Source organism: Mesorhizobium sp. WSM4828, assembly GCF_055811175.1.
This window is the reverse complement of sequence record NZ_JBVVQK010000001.1, coordinates 178500-198910: the sequence shown is the minus strand read 5'-3', so window position 1 is coordinate 198910 and position 20411 is coordinate 178500. Positions and strand designations below refer to the sequence as shown.

Annotated in this window: 16 protein-coding genes; 8 read left to right on the top strand and 8 right to left on the bottom strand. The window is 63.4% G+C overall.

Translation table 11 applies throughout. From position 1 onward, the window contains the following. Positions 1-58 precede the first annotated feature (58 nt). The 5 genes from AC0L2X_RS01060 to AC0L2X_RS01040 all read right to left on the bottom strand — a co-directional run bounded on the left by AC0L2X_RS01060 (position 59) and on the right by AC0L2X_RS01040 (position 7451). The gene (locus tag AC0L2X_RS01060; RefSeq protein ID WP_473553132.1) at positions 59-3193 is read right to left on the bottom strand and encodes an efflux RND transporter permease subunit; all 3135 of its coding nucleotides are present in this window, start codon (positions 3191-3193) and stop codon (positions 59-61) included. A 206-nt stretch (positions 3194-3399) separates the two neighbouring features. Next, the gene (locus AC0L2X_RS01055) at positions 3400-4548 is read right to left on the bottom strand and encodes an efflux RND transporter periplasmic adaptor subunit (protein ID WP_473553130.1); all 1149 of its coding nucleotides are present in this window, start codon (positions 4546-4548) and stop codon (positions 3400-3402) included. Between the two features lie 62 nt (positions 4549-4610). Further along, complete coding sequence (locus AC0L2X_RS01050) at positions 4611-5219, bottom strand: TetR/AcrR family transcriptional regulator (RefSeq protein ID WP_352489486.1); 609 nt, start codon at positions 5217-5219, stop codon at positions 4611-4613. Between the two features lie 245 nt (positions 5220-5464). Then, positions 5465-7105 carry an acyl-CoA synthetase gene (locus AC0L2X_RS01045; RefSeq protein WP_473553128.1) on the bottom strand — a complete coding sequence of 547 codons (1641 nt, stop codon included), beginning with the start codon at positions 7103-7105 and terminating at the stop codon, positions 5465-5467. Positions 7106-7208: 103 nt separating this feature from the next. Continuing rightward, positions 7209-7451 (bottom strand): type II toxin-antitoxin system ParD family antitoxin, encoded by a 243-nt coding sequence (locus AC0L2X_RS01040; RefSeq protein ID WP_473553126.1) that lies wholly within the window; start codon positions 7449-7451, stop codon positions 7209-7211. A gap of 147 nt (positions 7452-7598) precedes the next feature. Here AC0L2X_RS01040 and AC0L2X_RS01035 point away from each other — a divergent pair, with 147 nt between their 5' ends. Together AC0L2X_RS01035 and AC0L2X_RS01030 are read left to right on the top strand one after the other, a co-directional pair. Further along, a complete protein-coding gene (locus AC0L2X_RS01035) occupies positions 7599-8564 on the top strand; it encodes a sugar-binding transcriptional regulator (protein WP_473553124.1) in 966 nt (321 codons plus the stop codon). Between the two features lie 84 nt (positions 8565-8648). After that, positions 8649-10703, top strand: a complete 2055-nt coding sequence (locus AC0L2X_RS01030; RefSeq protein WP_473553121.1) for a bifunctional aldolase/short-chain dehydrogenase — start codon at positions 8649-8651, stop codon at positions 10701-10703. A 69-nt stretch (positions 10704-10772) separates the two neighbouring features. Here AC0L2X_RS01030 and AC0L2X_RS01025 read toward each other — a convergent pair whose 3' ends face one another. From AC0L2X_RS01025 to AC0L2X_RS01015, 3 genes are all read right to left on the bottom strand, one after another. Next, positions 10773-11828 carry a substrate-binding domain-containing protein gene (locus AC0L2X_RS01025; RefSeq protein ID WP_473553118.1) on the bottom strand — a complete coding sequence of 352 codons (1056 nt, stop codon included), beginning with the start codon at positions 11826-11828 and terminating at the stop codon, positions 10773-10775. A gap of 45 nt (positions 11829-11873) precedes the next feature. Next, entirely contained in the window at positions 11874-12869 is a 996-nt protein-coding gene (locus tag AC0L2X_RS01020) for an ABC transporter permease (RefSeq protein ID WP_352466051.1), read from the bottom strand. 83 nt (positions 12870-12952) lie between these two features. Beyond that, a complete protein-coding gene (locus AC0L2X_RS01015) occupies positions 12953-14464 on the bottom strand; it encodes a sugar ABC transporter ATP-binding protein (RefSeq protein ID WP_473553116.1) in 1512 nt (503 codons plus the stop codon). A 135-nt stretch (positions 14465-14599) separates the two neighbouring features. Here AC0L2X_RS01015 and mtnK point away from each other — a divergent pair, with 135 nt between their 5' ends. The 6 genes from mtnK to AC0L2X_RS00985 all read left to right on the top strand — a co-directional run bounded on the left by mtnK (position 14600) and on the right by AC0L2X_RS00985 (position 20350). Continuing rightward, the gene (gene mtnK, locus AC0L2X_RS01010) at positions 14600-15871 is read left to right on the top strand and encodes an S-methyl-5-thioribose kinase (RefSeq protein WP_473553114.1); all 1272 of its coding nucleotides are present in this window, start codon (positions 14600-14602) and stop codon (positions 15869-15871) included. Then, positions 15868-16962 (top strand): S-methyl-5-thioribose-1-phosphate isomerase, encoded by a 1095-nt coding sequence (gene mtnA, locus AC0L2X_RS01005; protein ID WP_473553112.1) that lies wholly within the window; start codon positions 15868-15870, stop codon positions 16960-16962. The genes mtnK and mtnA overlap by 4 nt, the downstream gene beginning before the upstream one ends. Before the next feature lie 181 nt (positions 16963-17143). After that, positions 17144-18028 (top strand): helix-turn-helix domain-containing protein, encoded by an 885-nt coding sequence (locus AC0L2X_RS01000; RefSeq protein ID WP_473553670.1) that lies wholly within the window; start codon positions 17144-17146, stop codon positions 18026-18028. Between the two features lie 130 nt (positions 18029-18158). Next, entirely contained in the window at positions 18159-18818 is a 660-nt protein-coding gene (locus tag AC0L2X_RS00995; RefSeq protein WP_473553109.1) for a 2Fe-2S iron-sulfur cluster-binding protein, read from the top strand. 3 nt (positions 18819-18821) lie between these two features. Beyond that, positions 18822-19808, top strand: coding sequence for an FAD binding domain-containing protein (locus AC0L2X_RS00990; protein WP_473553107.1), 987 nt, complete (start codon positions 18822-18824; stop codon positions 19806-19808). Between the two features lie 71 nt (positions 19809-19879). Next, the gene (locus tag AC0L2X_RS00985) at positions 19880-20350 is read left to right on the top strand and encodes a nuclear transport factor 2 family protein (RefSeq protein ID WP_473553105.1); all 471 of its coding nucleotides are present in this window, start codon (positions 19880-19882) and stop codon (positions 20348-20350) included. Positions 20351-20411 lie beyond the last annotated feature (61 nt).

Genomic DNA, 20411 nt, shown 5'->3' with positions numbered 1-20411 from the left:
GAGAAGATGCCGGCAGGCAGATGAGGGGCGGCGCCAACCTGCGCGATTGCCTCGACCGCTATTCGGCCGCCAGGGCCAGTTGCGGCCTTTCGTTCTTTTCTTCCGTCTCGGCCGCCTGCTCCACCACCTTCTTGGGCTCCCTGCCGAAGAACAGCGCATAGGCTGCCGGCAGGACAAGGATGGTCAGCACCGTGGCGACCAGGATGCCGCCCATCATGGCATAGGCGAGCGGCCCCCAGAAGACGCCGCGCGAGATCGGGATCAGCGCCAGCACCGCGGTCAACGCCGTCAGCACGATCGGCCGGAACCGGCGGACCGCCGAGCCGATGATGGCCTCGGAGCGCTCCACGCCGGCGGCGATGTCCTGGTCGATCTGGTCGACCAGGATGATCGAGTTGCGCATGATGATGCCGAGCAGGGCGATGACGCCGAGGATGGCGACGAAGCCGAACGGCGCGCCGCTGATCAAAAGTGCCGCCGCCGCGCCAATGATGCCGAGCGGACCGGTCGCCAGCACCAGCATCGCCTTGCCGAAGTGCTGCAGCTGGATCATCAGCAGCACGACGATGACGGCCAGCATGATCGGCGCTTTCGCCGCGATCGAGGCCTGGCTTTCGGCCGCATCCTCGGCGCCGCCCTGGATCTCGATCTTGTAGCCGGGGGCGAGGCCGGCGCGCAGGCCCTGCATGTCGCTGTACATCTTCATGGCGACATCGTTCGGCTGCACGCCGTCCGGAAGCGTGGCGCGTACGCTGATGGTCGGCAAGCGGTCGCGCCGCCATTCAACGCCTTGCTCCAGCACCGGGACGATCTTGGCGACCTGCGACAGCGGCACGGAGCCACCGAAATCGGTCGGGATATAGACGGAGTCGACCGCCGACAGCAGGTGACGGCTTGCCTCCGGTTCGCGGGCGACGATCGAAACCGTCTCCTCGCCGTCGCGGAAGTCATCGAGCGGTGCTCCCGACATGCTTGCCTGCAGCATCTGGCGGATGCGCTGCGAGGTGACGCCGAGCGCACGGGCGCGATCCTGGTCGATCACCAGCTTCATCGCCGGGACCGGCTCCAGCCAGTCGTCGTGGATGGCGCCGAGCAGCGGATTTGCCTGGAACTTCGCCTTCACCTCGTCGGCGATGCGGCGCACCTCCTGGCGATCCGGACCCATGACGCGCATCTGCACCGGCCAGCCGGTCGGCGGACCGAGGAACAGGCGATCGACCTTGGCGCGGATCGATGGGAAATCCTCGGCCAGGATGGTGCGCAGCTTGACGATCAGCCGCTCGCGGGCCGGTTCGTCATTGGCCATCACCAGAAGCTGGGCGAAGTTCGGATTGCGAAGCTGTTGGTCGAGCGGCAGGAAGAAGCGCGGCGCGCCTTCGCCGATATAGGTGGCGATGAAGCGCTTGTCCTTGTCGTCCATCATCCTGGCTTCGAGCGCCTTGGCCTGCGTCTCGACCTCCTTGATGCTGGTGCCTTCCGGCAGCCAGAGATCGACGAGGATTTCCGGACGCGACGATTGCGGGAAGAAATTCTGCGGGATGAACTGGAACGCCCACAGGCTGGTGGCAAAGGTCATCAGTGTCATCACCAGGACGATGATGCGATGGCGCACCGCCCATGCCACCGTCGAGCGAAGACGGCGGTAGAAGCTGGTGTCGAAGACATCGTGATGGTTGCCGGCGTGCTTGCGCTGCTTAAGGATCATGTGGCCGAGCCACGGCGTGAAGTAGACCGCGGCAAACCAGGACACGATCAGCGCGATGCCGACGACGTAAAACAGGGTGCGCACATATTCGCCGGCGGTCGAGGCAGCGAAACCGACGGGGATGAAGCCGGCTGTGGTGATCAGCGTGCCGGTCAGCATCGGGAAGGCGGTCGAGGAGTAGGCGAAGCTCGCCGCTTCGACCTTGACCAATCCTTCCTCGAGCTTTCGCTCCATCATTTCGACGACGATCATCGCGTCGTCGACCAAGAGGCCAAGGGCGATGATCAGCGCACCGAGCGAAATGCGCTGCAGGTCGATGCCGAGCTCGTACATGATGGCAAACGTAGCCGCCAGGACCAGCGGAATGACGATCGCGATCACCAGGCCCGAACGCCAGCCGATCGACAGGAACGAGACGAAAAGCACGATCAGCAGCGCTTCGCCGAGCGCTTCCATGAATTCGCTCACCGCCTCTTTCACGACGTGCGGCTGGTCGGAAATCTGATTGACCGAAACGCCATAGGGCAGCGCCTCTTCGAAGCGCTTATAGGTCGCTTCGACGTCCTTGCCGACGTCGGTGACGTTGAAGCCCTTGGCCATGACGACGCCGAGCTGGACGCTGTCGTGACCGTTGAAACGGTATTTGCGCTGGTACGGATCCTCGAGGCCGGAGGTCACGGTGGCGATGTCGCCGAGGCGCGTTACCTGGTTGCCGGCGCGCAGGCGAAGCTCGCGGATGTCGGCCGCCCTGGTGACGTCGCCCTCGACCGAAATGCGCACCGAACGCTGGCCGGTGTCGACCGAACCTGCCGGGTCGACATTGTTCTGGCCTCGGATCGCATTCTGCAGGTCGGTCAGCGTCAGGCCGCGTTCGGCAAGCGCCTTGGATGAAACGTCGATGTAGAGTTTTTCCGGCTGGTCGCCGATGATCACGGCCTTCTCGACGCCAGGCGTCGTCAGCAGCATGTCACGCGCCTGGATGGCGAATTTCTTCAGCTCGGGATAGCTGTAGCCGTCGCCGCTGATCGAATGCAGGGTGATGAAAGTATCGCCGAATTCGTCGTTGAAGTAGGGCCCGAGCAGCCCCTGCGGCAGCTCATTGGCGATATCGCCGACCTTCTTGCGCACCTGATAGAAAGCATCGGCGACCTGCGCGGGATTGGTGTCGCCCTTGACCTGCAAGGTGATGATGGCGCTGCCGGCGCGGGTGTAGGAGCGGACGAAATCGAGATGCGGCGTTTCCTGCAGCTTGCGCTCGATCTTGTTGACGACCTGGTCCTCCATCTCCTTGATCGAGGAGCCTGGCCAGATCGCCTGGACGACCATGACGCGGAAGGTGAAATCGGGGTCTTCCTTCTGGCCCATGCGCATCAGGCCGAGCGCACCGGCGACGATGATCAGACCGAACAGGAAGCGGGCAATGCTCGGATGGCCGATTGCCCAGCGCGAAAGATTGAAAGACCGCTTTTCATTGGTGTCGATGGTCATCGGCGTCAGTCCATTTCAATTTGATCAACAGAGCACGCGCTTGGCATGCCCACGGAACTTCCGATGTGGGCTTCCGGACGGCGAGGCCTTACCGAGTTGAGAGATCTACATCGCGGTGGGACGCGAGCATCGACGTGGGGGTTACATCGACCTGAGATCTCGACAATCGGGCGCCTGCCGCCCGGAAACCGTGAATTGCCTGGCCGTCAGCGCAAGCGCCTTGCAGCGTCATCGGCCGATGCCGACTGTTGCGCTGCATCACCGGTCAGCTTGACTTTCAGATTCTCGGTCATGAACTGCGTGCCGGCGGCGACGACCACGTCGCCCGGCTTCAGCCCGTCGGCGACACTGACGCCGTCGGGGGTGAAGGCGGCGACCTTGACCGGATGCGCATGGACGGTCCCGCCATTGCGGTCGACTGTCCAGACGATCGATTGGCTGTCCTTTTGCGCCAACGCGGCCAGCGGGATCGACACCAGCTGCTGCCGGTTGTCCGCCGCGGCTTCGATGGAGGCGGTCATGCCCAGCAGCACGCGCGGATCGTTGGGCAGGCTGACGCGAACGGCAAATGTGCGCGATTGCGGATCGGCGCTGCCAGCGACTTCGCGGACCTTGCCGTCAAGCGTCAGCGCCTCATCGGACCAGAAGCCCGCCTTGACGGTCTTGCCCGGCTTGAATTCGGCGATATCGGTTTCCGGAACGGCGATCAGGACTTCCTTCTCGCCGTCGATGGCAACGGTCACCACCGGCGTGCCGGAGCCGACCACCTGGCCGACATCGGCGGCAACGGCAGTGACGATGCCGTTCTTGTCCGCCTTGAGATCGGTATAGCGGACCTGGTTCTGGGCCTGGGCAAGCTGCGAGCGGGCGGAATCGCGCGTGGCGACCGCCTGGTTATAGGCGAGCGTCGCCTGCTCGAGCTGCGACTTCGGCGCGAAATTCTTGGCGTAGAGCTGTTCGGCGCGCTTGCGCGTCAGCTCGACTGTCTCGACCTGACGGTCGGCGGCATCGAGGCTGGCCTGAGCGCTTCTCACCGAAAGTTCGTAGTCGGTGGGATCGATGCGGGCGAGAACGTCGCCCGGCTTGACGCGGTCACCGATGTCGACAAGGCGCTCGGTGATCTTGCCGTTGATGCGAAAGCCGAGATTCATCTCGGTGCGGGCACGCACCGATCCGGAATAGGAAAGCTGCCGGGTATCGCTCGCCTTGGCGATCTCGACCACCTTGACCGGGCGGATGATCTCGGTGACCTCGGCTTTCTCCTGCGAGCAGCCGGCGAGGCCGAGAGCGGCAATGACAATCAGCGCCAGGCCGGCGGCCGGTCGCCTGTAGGTGATGGACTTGGACAAAGACACTTTTCGTACTCCCGAACTGTGGGGATGAATTGCCGGTATCACCGCCCGACGGGCGGCAACGGTCATTTCTTCAAGGCTCTGATGGCAAACTCTGTCAGCTCGTCCGGCGTCGCCCGGTTCTTCTTGGCGAGGCACTGGGCCATCATCTGCGGATGGCAGAGGCTGATGATGGCAGCGCCGAAGCACCGGGAAGCGATCACCGGATCCTGATCGATGAACTCGCCGGTGGCGATGCCCTCGCGGATCACTTCCGCGACCAGTTCATGGATGCTGTCGATGTGCTTTTCGATGACGTGCCAGTCGCGCTCGATGGCGACGATGACCATCTCGTGCACCTTCTCCTGGTCGATCATGGTCTCGAGCGTCCACTGATAGTGCGTATGCACATAGCGGCGGAGTTTTTCGCTGGCCGTGCCGGGGCCATGGCAGGCTTCGTAGGTCAACCGATAGCAGGTCTCGAGCATACGGCCGCAAACCGCTTGGTGGATTTCGACCTTGGAGGCGAAGAAGCGATAGATGTTGGCAGTCGACATGCCGAGTTCGCGCGCTATGTCGGCGACGTTGGTCTTGCCGTAGCCGTAGTGGCGGAACAGTCGCTCCGCGCAATCCAGGATGCGCGTGACATTTTCCTGGCGGGCAGAATCGGCGGTGGTGTCTAGGGTTTCAAGCATCTCGTTGGCCAATTTACGAATGACGAATTTAGAATTTCGTCACTCGTAAATTGAAAACCATCACCTGTCAAGGCGCGATTTTCGCCAGCCGGTGCCCTTGATGACAGATGGTGACATCTCTGGACGGAGTTGGCCCATGAAACGCATGTGGTTTCCGCCGGGCGCGCCTGCAAGCCGCCCGTCTTTTTTTTGCGAAGGATCTTGAAAAGATGCTTTCCGAAATCGGTTCCGTTTCGGATCAGGCGTTAAGGCTGCTTTGCCATCTCCCGCAGCCGGAACTTCTGGATCTTGCCCGTCGAAGTCTTCGGGATTTCCGCGAAGATCACCGCTTTCGGCACCTTGAAGCGGGCGAGCAGCGCGCGGCAGTGCCCGATGATTTCGGCCTCGGTCGCCGCCTTGCCCGGCTTCAGCTCGACATAGGCGACCGGCACCTCGCCCCATTTGTCGTCGGATCGGGCGACAACGCCGCAAGAGGCGACGGCGGGATGCTTGTAGAGCGCCTCCTCGACCTCGATCGAGGAGATGTTTTCGCCGCCGGAGATGATGATGTCCTTGGAGCGGTCCTTGAGCTGGATGTAGCCGTCCGGATGCATGACGCCGAGGTCGCCCGAATGGAACCAGCCCCCGGCAAAGGCCTCGTCGCTCGCCTTGCGGTTTTTCAGATAGCCCTTCATGACGATATTGCCGCGGAACATCACCTCGCCGATCGTCTCGCCGTCGGCCGGCGTCTCTTGCATCGTCTGCGGGTCCATCACCGTCAGGCCTTCGAGCGCAGCATAGCGTACGCCTTGCCTGGCCTTCTTCGCCGCCCTTGCCCCTTTCTCCAGTCGGTCCCACTCGCCATGCCATTCGTTGACGACGGCCGGGCCATAGGTTTCGGTCAGGCCGTAGAGATGGGTGACGGCAAAGCCCGCATCGGCCATGCCCGACAGCACCGCCTCGGGCGGCGGCGCCGCGGCGGTATTGAAGGTGACGGTCTGCGGGAATTGCCGCTTGTCCTCGTCCCTGGCGTTGATCAGCACCGACATGACGATGGGTGCACCGCACAGATGGGTGACGCCGTGATCGGCTATGGCGTCGTAGATCGGCTTCGGCCGCACCCAACGCAGGCAGACATGCGTGCCGGCCTGCACGGCAAGCGTCCAGGGAAAGCACCAGCCGTTGCAGTGGAACATCGGCAACGTCCACAGATAGACCGGGTGCTTGCTCATCCCGGCATGGATGGTGTTGGCATAGGCCATCAGTGCCGCACCGCGATGGTGACAGACGACGCCCTTCGGATTGCCTGTCGTGCCGGAGGTGTAGTTGAGCGAGATAGCATCCCATTCATCGTCCGGCATCGACCAGGCGAAATCCTCGTCGCCGTCGGCAACAAACGCCTCATAGTCCAGCGTGCCGATCCGCTCCCCCTTGGGATAGGGCGCATCGGCGGCATAGTCGGGATCGTCGTAATCGATCAACAGCGGCCTGACCTTGGCCAGCGTCAGCGCTTGCCGAACCACGCCGGCGAATTCGCGGTCGACGATCAGCACCTTGCTTTCGGCGTGATCGAGCTGGAAGGCAATGACGGCGGCGTCGAGGCGGGTGTTGAGCGAGTGCAGCACCGCCTTGGTCATCGGCACGCCGAAATGCGCTTCCAGCATCGGCGGTGTGTTGGACAGCATGACGGTGACGGTGTCGCCCTTGCCGATACCGCGCTTCGCCAGCGCCGAGGCAAGCCTCAGCGAGCGCTTCCAGAAATCGCGATAGGTCGTACGCTGGCGGCCATGGATGATGGCGGTCTGGTCGGGAAAGGTTTTTGCCGCCCGCTCAAAATAGGTCAGCGGCGTCAGCGGCTGATGGTTGGCCGGGTTTCGATCGAGGTCCTGTTCGTAGGAATTGCCCATCCAGTCCTCCCCAAATGGGTTATTAGGCCTTCTTACCACCTGGCTTTGAACACGGTGTAGGATTTGTGCATCGCCGACGGCAGCATGCGCAGCCGTGGCACCCCTAAAAGCCTTGTTTTGCGAGCTGCTTGGCCTTGGCTTCCAAGGCATCAATATCCTGCTCGGTGGCTTCGCCGCCTTCAGCAAACGATTTGTCTATCATGATACGCAGCGCCTTCAGCTTTTCTTCGCGCTCTTCGACAAGGCGCAGGCCCTCGCGCACAACTTCGCTGGCAGAACCGTAGCGGCCGCGTTTGACAATATTGGACACGAAGGTTTCCCATCGCTCTCCCAACGATACGTTCATTCTCGGATCTCCTGTCTGATCAAATGGTACCGCAATAACAATAAATGTGCAATTACTGACATCGGCAATGCTCCCATGCCATATCATGCCTCCTCACTCAATTTGACTTTTGTCGAGAGCCGTGAATAATGTCAGCGAGGAGATGGCATGGCGATCCGACCGGCAGAACAGCTTATCCACAAGGCCGCCTGGCTTTACTACGCACACGGCCTGCGCCAGGACCAGGTGGCCAGCCAGCTCAAGATTTCCCGTGCCTCGGTGGCGATGTATCTGCGCAAGGCGCGCGAGACCGGCATCGTCAACATCTCGACCTCGACCCAGCTTTTCACCGACGACGTGCTGGCGCGCAAGCTGGAAGACGCGCTGAAGCTCGACGCGGTCTGGATCGCGCCGGAAAACGGCTATGTCGCCGACCCCTCGACCGACATTGCCGTGCTGGCGGCAAGCGTCTTTCTCGAGCTGGTCAGGAAGGGCGACCGCATCGGCGTCGCCTGGGGACGGACGATCTACACCATCGCCGACATCATGTCCTATGCCGATCTGCAGGACGTCACCGTGGTGCAGCTCTGCGGCAATCTGGGCGCCCCCTATTCGTACCGGCCGGACCAATGTACGATGGAAATCGCACGCCGGCTCAATGCCAAGGGGCTGAATTTTTACGCGCCGCTGGTGCTGACGACGGAAGAATTGGCACGCGGCCTGCGCGCCGAGCCGGTGATCCGCGAGCAGTTGTCGGGCATCGGCGAATGCGACCTGGCGCTGTATTCGGTAGGCTCGGTGGACACCGACAGCCATCTGGTCAAATGCGGCGCGCTGACGCCAAGCGAAATGGCTGTATTGCGCAAAGTGGGTGCGGCCGGCGTCATTGCCGGACAGATCATCGACGCCCACGGCCAGGCGCTCGACTGCAGCTACAACCGCCGACTGATTTCGGCAGAGCTGTCATCGCTGCGCCAGATCGAAAAACGGCTTGTGGTAGTGCAGGAAGAGAGCAAGTTCGAACCGCTCGTCGCGGCGATCGCCGGCGGGCTCTGCACCCATCTCGTCGTCGGCGCGCGCATGGCGCGACGGCTGCTCGACAATGCCGGAGCGGCAGCAGAAAAGGTCGCCTGATAGTTAATTCCAGCCGCCGGTGCATTGTCATCAAAGCGTCGCGGCATTCCTGTTCACAACAAAGAGAAATCGGACGAAGCTGACATGAAGAACCTGTGGAATGACGGCGAGGCGGAGAAGCTGGTCGCCGACTATGCAAAGAAGGGTGTGGCCCGCGACCTGGCGCTGCGCGTCTACACGACCAGGCTGCTGGGCGGCGAGCCGCGGCTCGTCCTGCATGGCGGCGGCAACACCTCGTGCAAGACCAGGGCCACCGATCTTGTCGGCGACGAATGGGACGTGCTCTGCGTCAAGGGCAGCGGCTGGGACATGGGCGTCATCGAGCCGCAGGGCCTGCCGGCGGTCAAGCTCGGCGCGCTGTTGAAGGCGCGGTCGCTGAAGAAGCTCTCCGACGAGGACATGGTCGCGCTGCAGCGGGCGAACCTCATCGATCCGTCCTCGCCCAATCCCTCCGTCGAGACGCTGCTGCACGCCTTCCTGCCGCACAAATTCGTCGACCACACGCATTCGACCGCAATCCTCGCCATCGTCGACCAGGAGGACAGCGAGGCGCTGAGCCGGACGGTGTTCGGCGAAAAGATGGGCTTCGTTCCTTACATCATGCCGGGCTTCGATCTGGCGAAGGCGGCCGCTGATGTTTTCGACGCCGATCCGACGGTCGAAGGCCTGATCCTCGACAAGCATGGCATTTTCACCTTCGGCGACGATGCCAAGCAGGCCTACGACCGGATGATCCATTACGTGAACGTCGCCGAGGATTTCATCGCCAGCCACGGCAAGCCGCGCACCGAAAAGGTGGCACTGCCGGCCGGGCTGGCGAAGCCCGCGGAGATTGCGCCGATGCTACGCGGCGCGGTGGCGGTGGCACGCGGCGAAGGCCGCTTCGACCGCATGGTCAGCGATTTCCGCACCTCGGATGCGATCGTCGATTTCATCAATTCGGCGAAAATTGCCGACTATGCCGGGCGCGGCGTGTCGACACCCGACCTGTCGATCCGCATCAAGACCGGACCGATGGCACTGCCGGCGCCCGACGCTGACAAGGTCGGCGACTACAAATCCGTCATCCGACAGCATGTCGAGAAATTCGCCAAGGACTATCGCGCCTATTTCGAAACCAATGATGCGCTCGACGAAGTGAAGCGCACCATGCTCGACCCGATGCCGCGGCTGACGCTGGTGCCCGGCCTCGGCATGTTCGGCCACGGCCGCACGCTTAAGGATGCGAAGATTGCCTCCGACGTCGGCGAAATGTGGATCGAGGCGGTACGCGGCGCCGAAGCCGTCGGCGATTTCCGCCCGCTCTCCAAAGCCGACCTGTTCCCGCTCGAATACTGGTCGCTGGAACAGGCCAAACTCGCCGCCAACAAGCCGAAGCCGCTGACCGGCCAGGTGGTGCTGGTCACCGGCGGCGCCGGCGCGATCGGTGCTGCCACGGCAAAGCTGTTCGCCGACAACGGTGCCCATGCCGTCGTCGTCGATCTCGACGCGGCAAGGGCTGCCGAGGCGGCAAAAAAGGCCGGCAACGGTTCGATCGGCTTTGGCGCCGACATCACCGATCCGGCGCAGATGCGCGCTGCGTTCGACAAAGCGGTCGCCGTCTACGGCGGCCTCGACATTCTCGTCTCCAATGCCGGTGCTGCCTGGGAGGGCCGGATCGGCGAGCTCGACGACGCAACCTTGCGCAAGAGCTTCGAACTCAATTTCTTCGCCCATCAGTCGGCGGCGCAAAATGCCGTGCGCATCATGCTCGAGCAGGGCACCGGCGGCGTGCTGTTGTTCAACACCTCCAAGCAGGCGGTCAATCCGGGGCCGAAGTTCGGCGCTTATGGCATTCCCAAGGCGGCAACGCTGTTTTTGTCCAGGCAATATGCACTCGACTACGGCGCGCATGGCATCCGCTCCAATGCCGTCAACGCCGACCGCATCCGTTCGGGGCTGTTGACCGATGCCATGATCGCCAGCCGCTCGGGCGCGCGCGGCGTGTCGGAGAAGGAATATATGTCCGGCAACCTGCTCGGGCAGGAAGTAACGGCCGAAGACGTCGCTCAGGCCTTCCTGCATCAGGCGCTGGCCGAGCGGACCACCGCCGACGTGACGACGGTGGACGGTGGCAACATCGCGGCGGCGTTGAGGTAGATCTAAACACCGGACCAACAAAAAAGAGCGGCCCGCGAGCCGCTCTTTTCCTTTGCCGATAGTGAAAGACTACTTCGCGTTCGGGTTCGGCATCCAGGCCGGCATCGCGACATCGGCATGGGCGAACTGCGGCAGCTTGGCCGAGAGGTCCTCCATGTTCTTGATGTCCTTGTCGATCAGATCCTTTTGGGTGATCAGCGTCGGCGGCACGATGACGTTGTGGCCCGGGTCTTCGCCGGCCAGAAGCTGCGCCAGCGCGCGCACCGAGACCTGGCCGACGACGGCCGGGTTGGTGGCGGCGGTTGCCGCCCAGGCGCTGTCCGGCTCGCGCATCGCAGCGATGTCCGAGGTCGAGATGTCGGCCGAATAGATCTTGATGTCCTTGTTCAGTCCGGCCTCGTCGACGGCGATCTTCACGCCCTTGGCGAATTCGTCATAGGGCGCGAACATCACCTTGATGTCGGGGTGGGCCGACAACACCGAGCGGGCCTGGTTGGCGACCGAATTGGCGATCGGGTTGTCGAGCGTGCCGAACATGGCGGCTTCGTCGATGCCCGGATATTTCTTCTTGAACTCGACCCAGGTCTCGTTGCGGCGATCGAGCGGCGCGATGCCGGCGACATAGACATAGCCGGCCTTCCAGCTCTCGCCATTGTCCTTGACCGCCTGTTCGAGCGCCAGGCGCGCGAGGTCGCGGTCGGATTGCTCGATCTGCGGGATCTTGGGGTTTTCGACATTGACGTCGAAGGCAACGACCTTGATGCCGGCGTCGACCGCGCGCTGGGCGGCGTCCTTCATCGATTCCGTCAGTCCGTGCTGGATGATGATGCCCTGGACGCCGAGCGCGATGGCCTGGTCGACCATGTCCGCCTGAAGCGCCGCGTCCTGGCGGCTGTCGAGCACGCGCAGGTCGACGCCGAGCGCCTTGGCCTGCGCCTCGACGCCGGACAAATACGCCTGGAAGAAGTCGCCGGTCGAGAGATAGCGGACCAGCGCTATCTTGACGGCGCCCGGCTTGTCGAACGGCGCCGGCCTGTCCTGCGCCATTGCCGGCCACTGCATCAGCAATGTTGCGCCGGCAAGCCCGAGCGCTGCCTTCCCCAAAAGTCTTCTTGTGATGTTCACGTCGCTTCCTCCACTTGTTGAACCCAAAATGTAACCGGTCGAAACCTATCTCCTGCCCCTGCCGGACAGGGCGAAGGTAAAGACAAGGGCGACCACGAGAACCACGCCCTTGACGAAATCCTGCGTGTAGTAAGGCGCGTTCATCATCGTCAGGCCCTGCAGCAGCACGCCGACGAACACCGCGCCGACGGCCGTGCCGAAGGCGTTCGGCTTGGCGGCGCCGAGAACTGCGTAACCGATGAGTGCCGCAGCCACCGCGTCGAGCAACAGATTATTACCCGAGGCGATGTCGCCGCGTCCAAGCCGGGCGGCGAGCAAAATGCCGCCGATCGAGGCAAATACTCCCGAAATCACATAGGCCCAGATTTTGTATGCCTTGACAGGCGCGCCGGCGAGTTCGGCAGCGCGTTCGTTGCTGCCGACGGCGTACATCATGCGCCCGAAACGGGTGTATTCGAGAAAGAACCAGATCAGCACCGCCAGCACGAGCAGGACGACGACCGACACCGGAATGAGGTTCGGGATGAAGAAATCGAAGCGATGGCGACCAAGCGCCAGAAAGGCGGCGCCGAAGCTGCCGTTGGCGACCGAGCCGTCGGGCATGGTCATGCCGGTGGCGATCGAACGGCCCTCGGTCGGTATGCGCTGCAGGCCGACAAGCAGGAACATCATGCCGAGCGTCGCCAAGAGGTCCGGCACCCGCATATAGACGATCAGCCAGCCATTGATCAGGCCAACGACGGCGCCGATCACAAGACAGACGACGACCGCCACGACTGCGTTCTGCTCCAGCACCACCATGACATAGGCAGCCGCCATCATGGCGCTCGTGGCGACAGAGCCGATCGACAGGTCGAAGCCGCCGACGACCAGCGTGGCGGTGACGCCGAGCGCCAGAACGCCGGTGATGGCGACCGACTGGAAGATGAAGACAGCACTTTGCGGCGAGACGAAACCATCAGCGGCAACAGCGAAATAGGCGATCAGCCCGAACAACAGAACGATGAAGCCGTAGCGAATAGCATTGTCGCGCAGGATCATTCAGCGCTCCTGCCTGCTGGCAACGTCTTTACCCAACCTGAACTCATGCCCTCTCCATTCCAATTCTCGTCGTCTTCCCGCCGTCAGGCTGCGCTGTGCAACGGCCCGCCCGCCACTTCGGCCAGCAGACGCTCGACATCGACATCGGTATTGCGGTGCTCGCCGACGATCGTCTGCTCCGACATCACCAGGATGCGATCGGCCGTCTCCAGGGCTTCGTCGAGTTCGGTGACGAACAGCAGTGTCGCGCGGCCATGGGCGCTGGCCCGCAGCTTGGCGGCGATGTCGCGCCTGGCCGAAATGTCGACGCCCTGAAACGGCTCGTCGAGGATGAAAAGCCTTGCCGCCTGCGACATCCAGCGGGCGACCATCACCTTCTGCTGATTGCCGCCGGAAAGGGCGGACATCTCGTCCTTTTCCGAGCGGCAGACGATGCCGAGCTCCTGAATCTGCTGGCGGGCAATGGCGCGTTCGATACGGCGTTTGAGGACACCGAGACGCGACATGCGCCTGTGGAACGGCAGGCTGATATTCTCCTGGATGTTGAAGTCGCCGACGATGCCGTTTTCGCCCCGGTCCTTGGCGACGAGAAACACACCGGCGGCAATCGCTTCGCCGGTCGACCCCGGCGCATAGGGTTTCCCGTTCAGCATCATGGTGCCGGCCAGCGGCTGGCGCAGGCCGAACAGCGTCTCGGCGAGCGCGGTCTTGCCGACGCCGACAAGGCCGGTGATGGCAACGACCTCGCCATCGCCGAGCGTCAGCGAAATCGGCCTGGCGCCTTCGGCAATCCGTAGCGCGTCGGCAGTGAAAATTGCTTTGGCCGAATTCCTGGCGACGATCCGCTCGAGCTGGATCTTACGGCCGAGCATGGCGTTGACCGCACCTTCGTAATCCAGCGGCTTCTTGTCGAAGATACCTGAGATAACCCCATCGCGCATCGAAATGATGCGATCGGCAAGCCGCCTGATGTCAGACATACGGTGCGAAATGTAGAGGATCGCCACGCCTTGCTGGCGGAGCCGGTCGAGCAATGCGAACAGCCGGTCGGCCTCGGCGCTGGACAGCGAGGAGGTCGGCTCGTCGAGGATCAGCACTTTCGGCCGGTGCGCCATGGCGCGGGCGATCGCCACCATCTGGCGGTCGGCAAGCGAGAGATCGCTGATGCGGGCCTTGAGGTCGATGGCCAGTCCCATGCGGTCGGCCACCGCCTTGGCCTCGCGACGCACCCGGCCTGGATTGAACAGGGTCGGCACGCCGCTGCCGCTCAACCTGTCGAGGGTGAGATTGGTGGCGACGTCGAGGTCGGCGACGACACCGTCATTGATGTTCTGGTGGACGGTAACGACGCCGGCGCGGATCGCCTCCGCCGGCGTTTTCGGGTCGAACTCATGCCCGGCAAGCGACATCGAGCCGCCGCCATGGTCGTAAACGCCGCTGATGATCTTGACGAGGGTGGATTTGCCGGCGCCGTTGGCGCCCATCAGCACGGTCACTTCGCCGACATGCAATTCGAGCGAGACGCCGCCAAGCACCTCGATATGGCCAAAGGATTTCCTCAGGCCGTCGACGCGGAACACGGCATCATTGCCCATTCGTTCCTCCCTGACCGTGACGCTATGGGCTATATCGGCAATTGTCAACACGATTGACAATTGCCAGCGGGGTTCCTAGCTTGGCCCGGCCGCATTGGCTCCGCTATCATCGGAGCACATGAGCGGGAGGTGAGGATGACTGGGAAATCGCCGTTCGAAGCACTGTCGGTCGAGACACTGGCGGGCCGTCTCGGTGCCAACGAGCCCCTGTGTTCGCAGATCGGCAAGGATACGAGCCAGTGGAAGGTTCGTGAAGTCGGCGACGGCAATCTGAACCTTGTGTTCATCGTCGAGGGGGCTGAGGGTGCGGCCGTCGTCAAGCAGGCCCTGCCCTACGTCCGGCTGGTCGGCGACAGCTGGCCGCTGCCGTTGAAGCGTTCCTTCTTCGAATACCATGCGCTGACGCGGCAACAGGCGCGGGCGCCGGGTTCGGTGCCCGTTATATATCACTTCGACGAAGGCCAGGCGCTGATCATCATGGAGTATCTGTCGCCGCACATTATCTTGCGGCGGGCGCTGATCGAGGGCCGGCAATTGCCCAACATCGCGACAGACATCGGCCTATTCATGGCCCGCACGCTGTTTCGCGGCTCCGACCTGCATATGGCGACCAGGGATCGCAAGGCCGATCTGGCGCTGTTCGCCGACAATGTCGAACTCTGCGACATCACCGAGAACCTGGTTTTCTCGGATCCATATTTCGATGCCAAGATGAACCGGCACACCAGCCCACAGCTCGATGGCGTTGTCGCCGAGCTGCGTGCCGACCGCGACCTCAAGGTCGAGGCGCAGCGGATGAAGCACATCTTCGCTGCCAATGCCGAGACGCTGCTGCATGGCGACCTGCATTCCGGCTCGATCATGGTGACCGACGCCGAAACGCGGATGATCGATCCCGAATTCGCCTTCTACGGGCCGATCGCCTTCGACGTCGGCATGCTGCTCGCCAATTTCTGGATGGCGTACTTCTCGCAGAGCGGCCATGAACAGGGCGGAAGCCGCGATTCCATGCGCGACTATCTACTCGGCGTTACGGTCGAGACATGGTCGGTATTCCGCGCCGAGTTCTCGCAGCTGTGGCGGACGGAGCGTACCGGCATGCTCTACCAGAAGAGCCTGTTCGAAGATCAGGGCGACAGGCTTGGCGCCGAGCAGGCGCTCGACCACATGCTGCAGTCGATCTGGACCGATCTGCTCGGCTTTGCCGGCGTCGAGGTTCACCGGCGCATTCTCGGCCTTGCCCATAATGCTGATTTCGAGACCATTGCCGATCCGGATCTGCGCGCCAGATGTGAAGCAAAGGCGCTGAAATTCGGCCGTCACCTCGCCGTCAACCGGCGCCAGATCCACAGCATCGACGAGGTCAACCGGTTGGCCGCGCTGATCGAACGGGAGAGCAGGATTTGAACGTCGGCGACCGCCACTACCGCACCATCTGGCCGAGTGACGACGGGCGTTCGGTGGAGATCATCGACCAGCGCTGGCTGCCGCATGATTTCCGCATCGAAAAGATCGATACCGTCGCCGGCATCGCCACGGCAATCCGCGACATGTGGGTTCGCGGGGCGCCGCTGATCGGCGTCACCGCGGCCTATGGCGTCGCCATGCAGATGGCCGATGATCCGTCGGATGCGGCACTCGACGCCGTCTGGGCAACCTTGCACGAAACGCGCCCGACGGCGATCAATTTGCGCTGGGCGCTGAACGAAATGCAGCGCTTCCTGCTGACGCTTCCCCTGCCAGAACGTGCCGCGGCTGCATATCGGCGTGCCGGCGAGATCGCCGACGAGGATGTCGGCCTCAATCGCGCCATCGGCGCCCATGGGCTCGAAATCATCAAGGCGATCGCGGCGCGCAAGCAGCCGGGCGAACCGGTCAATATCCTGACCCACTGCAACGCCGGCTGGCTGGCCACGGTCGACTACGGCACCGCAACCGCGCCGATCTATCTGGCGACGGAAGCCGGCATTCCAGTCCATGTCTATGTCGACGAAACGCGACCCCGCAACCAGGGTGCCCAATTGACCGCCTGGGAGATGGCCGGCCACGGCGTGCCGCATACGCTGATCGTCGACAATGCCGGCGGCCATCTGATGCAGCGCGGCCAGATCGACATGGTCGTCGTCGGCACAGACAGGACCACCGCCGACGGCGATGTGTGCAACAAGATCGGTACCTATCTCAAGGCACTGGCGGCCCACGACAACGACGTGCCGTTCTATGTCGCGCTGCCGTCGCCGACGATCGACTGGACGGTGGGCGACGGGCTGGCCGAAATCCCGATCGAACAGCGCTCACCCGACGAGGTCTCGCTGGTCTGGGGCAAGACCGCTTCCGGCGAGATCGCCCAGGTACGCGTGTCACCGGAAGCCACGCCGGCGGCCAATCCGGCCTTCGACGTGACGCCGGCGCGGCTGGTCACCGGCTTGATCACCGAACGCGGTGTCGCCACGGCCTCGCGCGAAGGCCTGAAGGCGATGTTTCCCGAGCGCGGATAATCCGCTTTGCCGGGAGGGCGCTCTGGATTTGCCTGATCTCACGATTTCTTGAACACGGCACGGTTAAAAACGCCGGTTGCCTGTCCCACATAGACGGCCGTATGCGTAGCGGCGGGGCGGCGCCCAACGCTCGAAGCCGGGGCTGACCACGGGCCGGCGAGTGAACCAGCGGGATGCCGCGATGTCATTCAGACCGTTGCTTGGTGACGGACGGATTCGGAGCCAGGAGGAGAAGTCGGAGCCCCTGCAAACCGCGTCATGGGTCAGCTCCTCGATCGTTTTCGACAACCGGCGGTGGGCGTGCCGGGAGGCGGAGCTCCGCTGGACAGCCCCTCATCATCTGATCGTGCTGACCGAAGAAGGCGGCACGTCCCACACATCCATTCGGCACGGGGCACGATCCCTTTACGACGGAAGGGACCGTCCCGGAGCCCTCACCTTCGTCCCGGCAGGCGCGGAGCGACACGGCTTCTATCGAGATGTAAACCTCTCCTATTCAGCCCTGTGGATCGATCCCGATATCGGGCTTCCCGGATGCGAACGCCTGAGGAACCTGCCTATACTGGTAAACAAGAAAGACGCGGTCGTCGCCACGCTGCTGAGTTCGCTTCGTGACGAGATGGCACTCGGCCACAAGCCGGACACTGCCTATGTCGAGCATCTGGTCGCCCTCGTCAGTCTCCGCGTGGCCAACCTGAGCCGGGAGCAACAGCGGTTTGTACGTCACGGCTGTCTCAGCCGCCGGGCACTTGGTCGCGTTCGGAACTACATCGATACGCATATGAATTCCGACATTTCGCTAAGCGAGCTGGCAGCCGTCGCGGGCATGGCCGTCGACAGTTTTGCGCGTCGCTTCAAGGCGACGACCGGCCTTCCACCCTATGCCTATGTGATCGAGGAAAGGGTGCGGCAAGCGGAGGCGCTGCTGCGCGAGACGGGTTTGTCGATCGGTATCATTGCCTTTCGGCTCGGCTTCTCAAGCCAGAGCCACTTCACCACGACCTTCCGACGTCTGAGGGGCATGACGCCTCGTGCCTATCGGGTGAATTCTTCTCCAGAATCCTGATAGTGCCGCCGGTTTCTTGAAAGAAAGCCGCCGCCCGCACTCCCACCTCCAGTGTCGTTGGGTGACAGAACCCGAGGGTTCGCTCGGGTCAAGTTGCCGTCTGCGCTTCATTGCGACTGGGAGATCATGCATGGCCAAAACGGACAACACGAGCGGGCCGACGCGTCGGATGGTGTTGGAAGGCGGTGTTGCGACCGGGGTGCTCCTGGCTACCGGCATACCGGTTGACGCCGAGCCGGCCGAGACCGTCACGGCGGCGGCATCGGCCACGCCGGTACCGACGATGACGATGTCGTTGCGGATCAACGCCAAGGATCTTGCCATCGAGCTCGACCCGCGAACGACGCTGCTCGACGCCCTGCGCAACCATCTCGGCCTCACCGGCTCGAAGAAGGGCTGCGACCACGGCCAGTGCGGCGCATGCACGGTGCTTGTCGATGGACGCCGGATCAATTCCTGCCTGACGCTTGCCGCAATGCATGAAGGCGACGAGATCACCACGGTCGAGGGCCTTGCCGAGGGTGACCGGCTGCATCCGGTGCAGGCCGCCTTCATCGCCCGCGACGGTTTCCAGTGCGGCTACTGCACGCCAGGCCAGATCTGCTCGGCGGTTGGCATGCTGGGCGAGGCGCGGGCCGGCTGGCCAAGCCATGCGAGCGCCGACGTGGCAGCGGCTTCCGTCGCTCTCACAGATGCCGAGATCCGCGAGCGGATGAGCGGCAACATCTGCCGTTGTGCCGCGTATCCGAACATTGTCGCTGCAATCCGCGACGCGGCAGAGGAGGCATGAGCAATGCAGTCCTTCACTTATGAGCGTGCAACGAGTGCCGAGCAGGCGACCGCCGCGGTCGCGGCCCGGCCGGACGCCAGGTTCATCAGCGGCGGCACCAACCTGCTCGACCTGATGAAGCTCGAGATCGAGCGCCCAGCGCATCTCGTCGACATCAGCCGGCTGCCGCTTGATCGGATCGAGGAGACGGCGGAAGGCGGGCTTCGGGTCGGTGCCCAGGTCCGCAACAGCGATCTTGCCGCCGACCCGCGGGTGAGGTCGCGCTACCCGATGCTCACGCAAGCGCTGCTGGCGGGAGCGTCCGGCCAGATACGCAACAAGGCCTCGACCAGCGGCAATCTCCTGCAGCGCACGCGCTGCCCCTACTTCTACGACCGCAACATGCCCTGCAACAAGCGCCAGCCGGGTTCGGGCTGCGCGGCGCTTCAAGGCTTCAACCGAATGCACGCCGTACTCGGCGCGAGCGAAGCCTGCATCGCGGTCCATCCTTCGGACATGGCGGTCGCCATGTCTGGGCTCGACGCCAGGATCGAGACCGTCTCGCCCAGCGGCGAGACCCGCACGATCCCGATCGACGATTTCCATCGATTGCCCGAGACGATGCCCCATGTGGAGACCGTGCTCGGCCACGGCGAAATGGTCGTCGCGGTTGCCCTGCCGCCGCCACCGCCCGGCCGGCAGCTTTACCGGAAGGTGCGCGACCGTGCTTCCTACGCCTTCGCGCTGGTGTCGGTGGCAGCAATCGTCGAGAAAAGCGGCGATCGTATCCGAAGCGCTCGGATCACCATGGGCGGCGTGGCCGCGAAGCCCTGGCGCGCGACCGAGGCGGAGCGCACGCTCGCAGGAGCGTCGGCGTCCGACGCTGCCTTTACCAACGCGGCCGAAGTCGCACTCGCCGGAGCCGTCGGGCATGGCGGCAATGATTTCAAGATCCCGCTGGCGAAACGGACGATGCGGCACACAATCGCTGCTGCCGTCGAGAGTGCGTGAGGTGACACGATGACAGAGACGACGACCCCGAACAGCGGTTCCCGGATGCAGGCGCCGAGCAGGAGATCGATATGAAACTCACGCGACGCGCCGTTGCCGCCGCGGGTGGCGGCCTTTTTGTTTCTGCCGCCGCAGCTTGGGGCGCCACATCCGACCCGGGAGCTCGGCACGTGCTCGAGGCGGCCGTCGACGCCTTCTTTGCCGGCTGGGCCTCTGGCGACTGGATGGCATTCCTCGATTGTTGCGATGAGACGATGACCTTCCAATTCCCTGTCGGCGAGCAACGAGGCCGACACGGACCGCCAGAAGGCAAGCGGGCACTCGCAGCCTGGACCGCCGCGCATCAAGCGCAGGGAAACAGGATCACGAAATCGACCGTCGATCTCAAGCTCTTCGCGGCCGACTGGGTCATCGTCTGCGATCGCGGGAGCGGGACAATCAGTGGCGCGCCCTACACTGGCCTGCATGCGATCTTCATGCGGGCCGGCCCGACGGGGAGGCTGGTCGAGTTTCGCGAGTATTTCGGCGAGATCGCCGCGTGAGCTCCGGCCCGCCGCGCGACGAACATGGAGGTGCGAGGAGAGGCGTCGTCGCAGCCTCGAT

Coding starts and splice junctions, on each gene's coding strand:
- AC0L2X_RS01015 (WP_473553116.1), bottom strand. CDS start 14,464: ATGGGCAATGATGCCGTGTTCCGCGTCGACGGCCTGAGGAAATCCTTT.
- AC0L2X_RS01040 (WP_473553126.1), bottom strand. CDS start 7,451: ATGAACGTATCGTTGGGAGAGCGATGGGAAACCTTCGTGTCCAATATT.
- AC0L2X_RS01050 (WP_352489486.1), bottom strand. CDS start 5,219: ATGCTTGAAACCCTAGACACCACCGCCGATTCTGCCCGCCAGGAAAAT.
- AC0L2X_RS01000 (WP_473553670.1), top strand. CDS start 17,144: ATGTCATTCAGACCGTTGCTTGGTGACGGACGGATTCGGAGCCAGGAG.
- AC0L2X_RS01060 (WP_473553132.1), bottom strand. CDS start 3,193: ATGACCATCGACACCAATGAAAAGCGGTCTTTCAATCTTTCGCGCTGG.
- AC0L2X_RS00985 (WP_473553105.1), top strand. CDS start 19,880: ATGAAACTCACGCGACGCGCCGTTGCCGCCGCGGGTGGCGGCCTTTTT.
- AC0L2X_RS01035 (WP_473553124.1), top strand. CDS start 7,599: ATGGCGATCCGACCGGCAGAACAGCTTATCCACAAGGCCGCCTGGCTT.
- AC0L2X_RS01020 (WP_352466051.1), bottom strand. CDS start 12,869: ATGATCCTGCGCGACAATGCTATTCGCTACGGCTTCATCGTTCTGTTG.
- AC0L2X_RS01030 (WP_473553121.1), top strand. CDS start 8,649: ATGAAGAACCTGTGGAATGACGGCGAGGCGGAGAAGCTGGTCGCCGAC.
- AC0L2X_RS00995 (WP_473553109.1), top strand. CDS start 18,159: ATGGCCAAAACGGACAACACGAGCGGGCCGACGCGTCGGATGGTGTTG.
- AC0L2X_RS00990 (WP_473553107.1), top strand. CDS start 18,822: ATGCAGTCCTTCACTTATGAGCGTGCAACGAGTGCCGAGCAGGCGACC.
- mtnK (WP_473553114.1), top strand. CDS start 14,600: ATGACTGGGAAATCGCCGTTCGAAGCACTGTCGGTCGAGACACTGGCG.
- AC0L2X_RS01045 (WP_473553128.1), bottom strand. CDS start 7,105: ATGGGCAATTCCTACGAACAGGACCTCGATCGAAACCCGGCCAACCAT.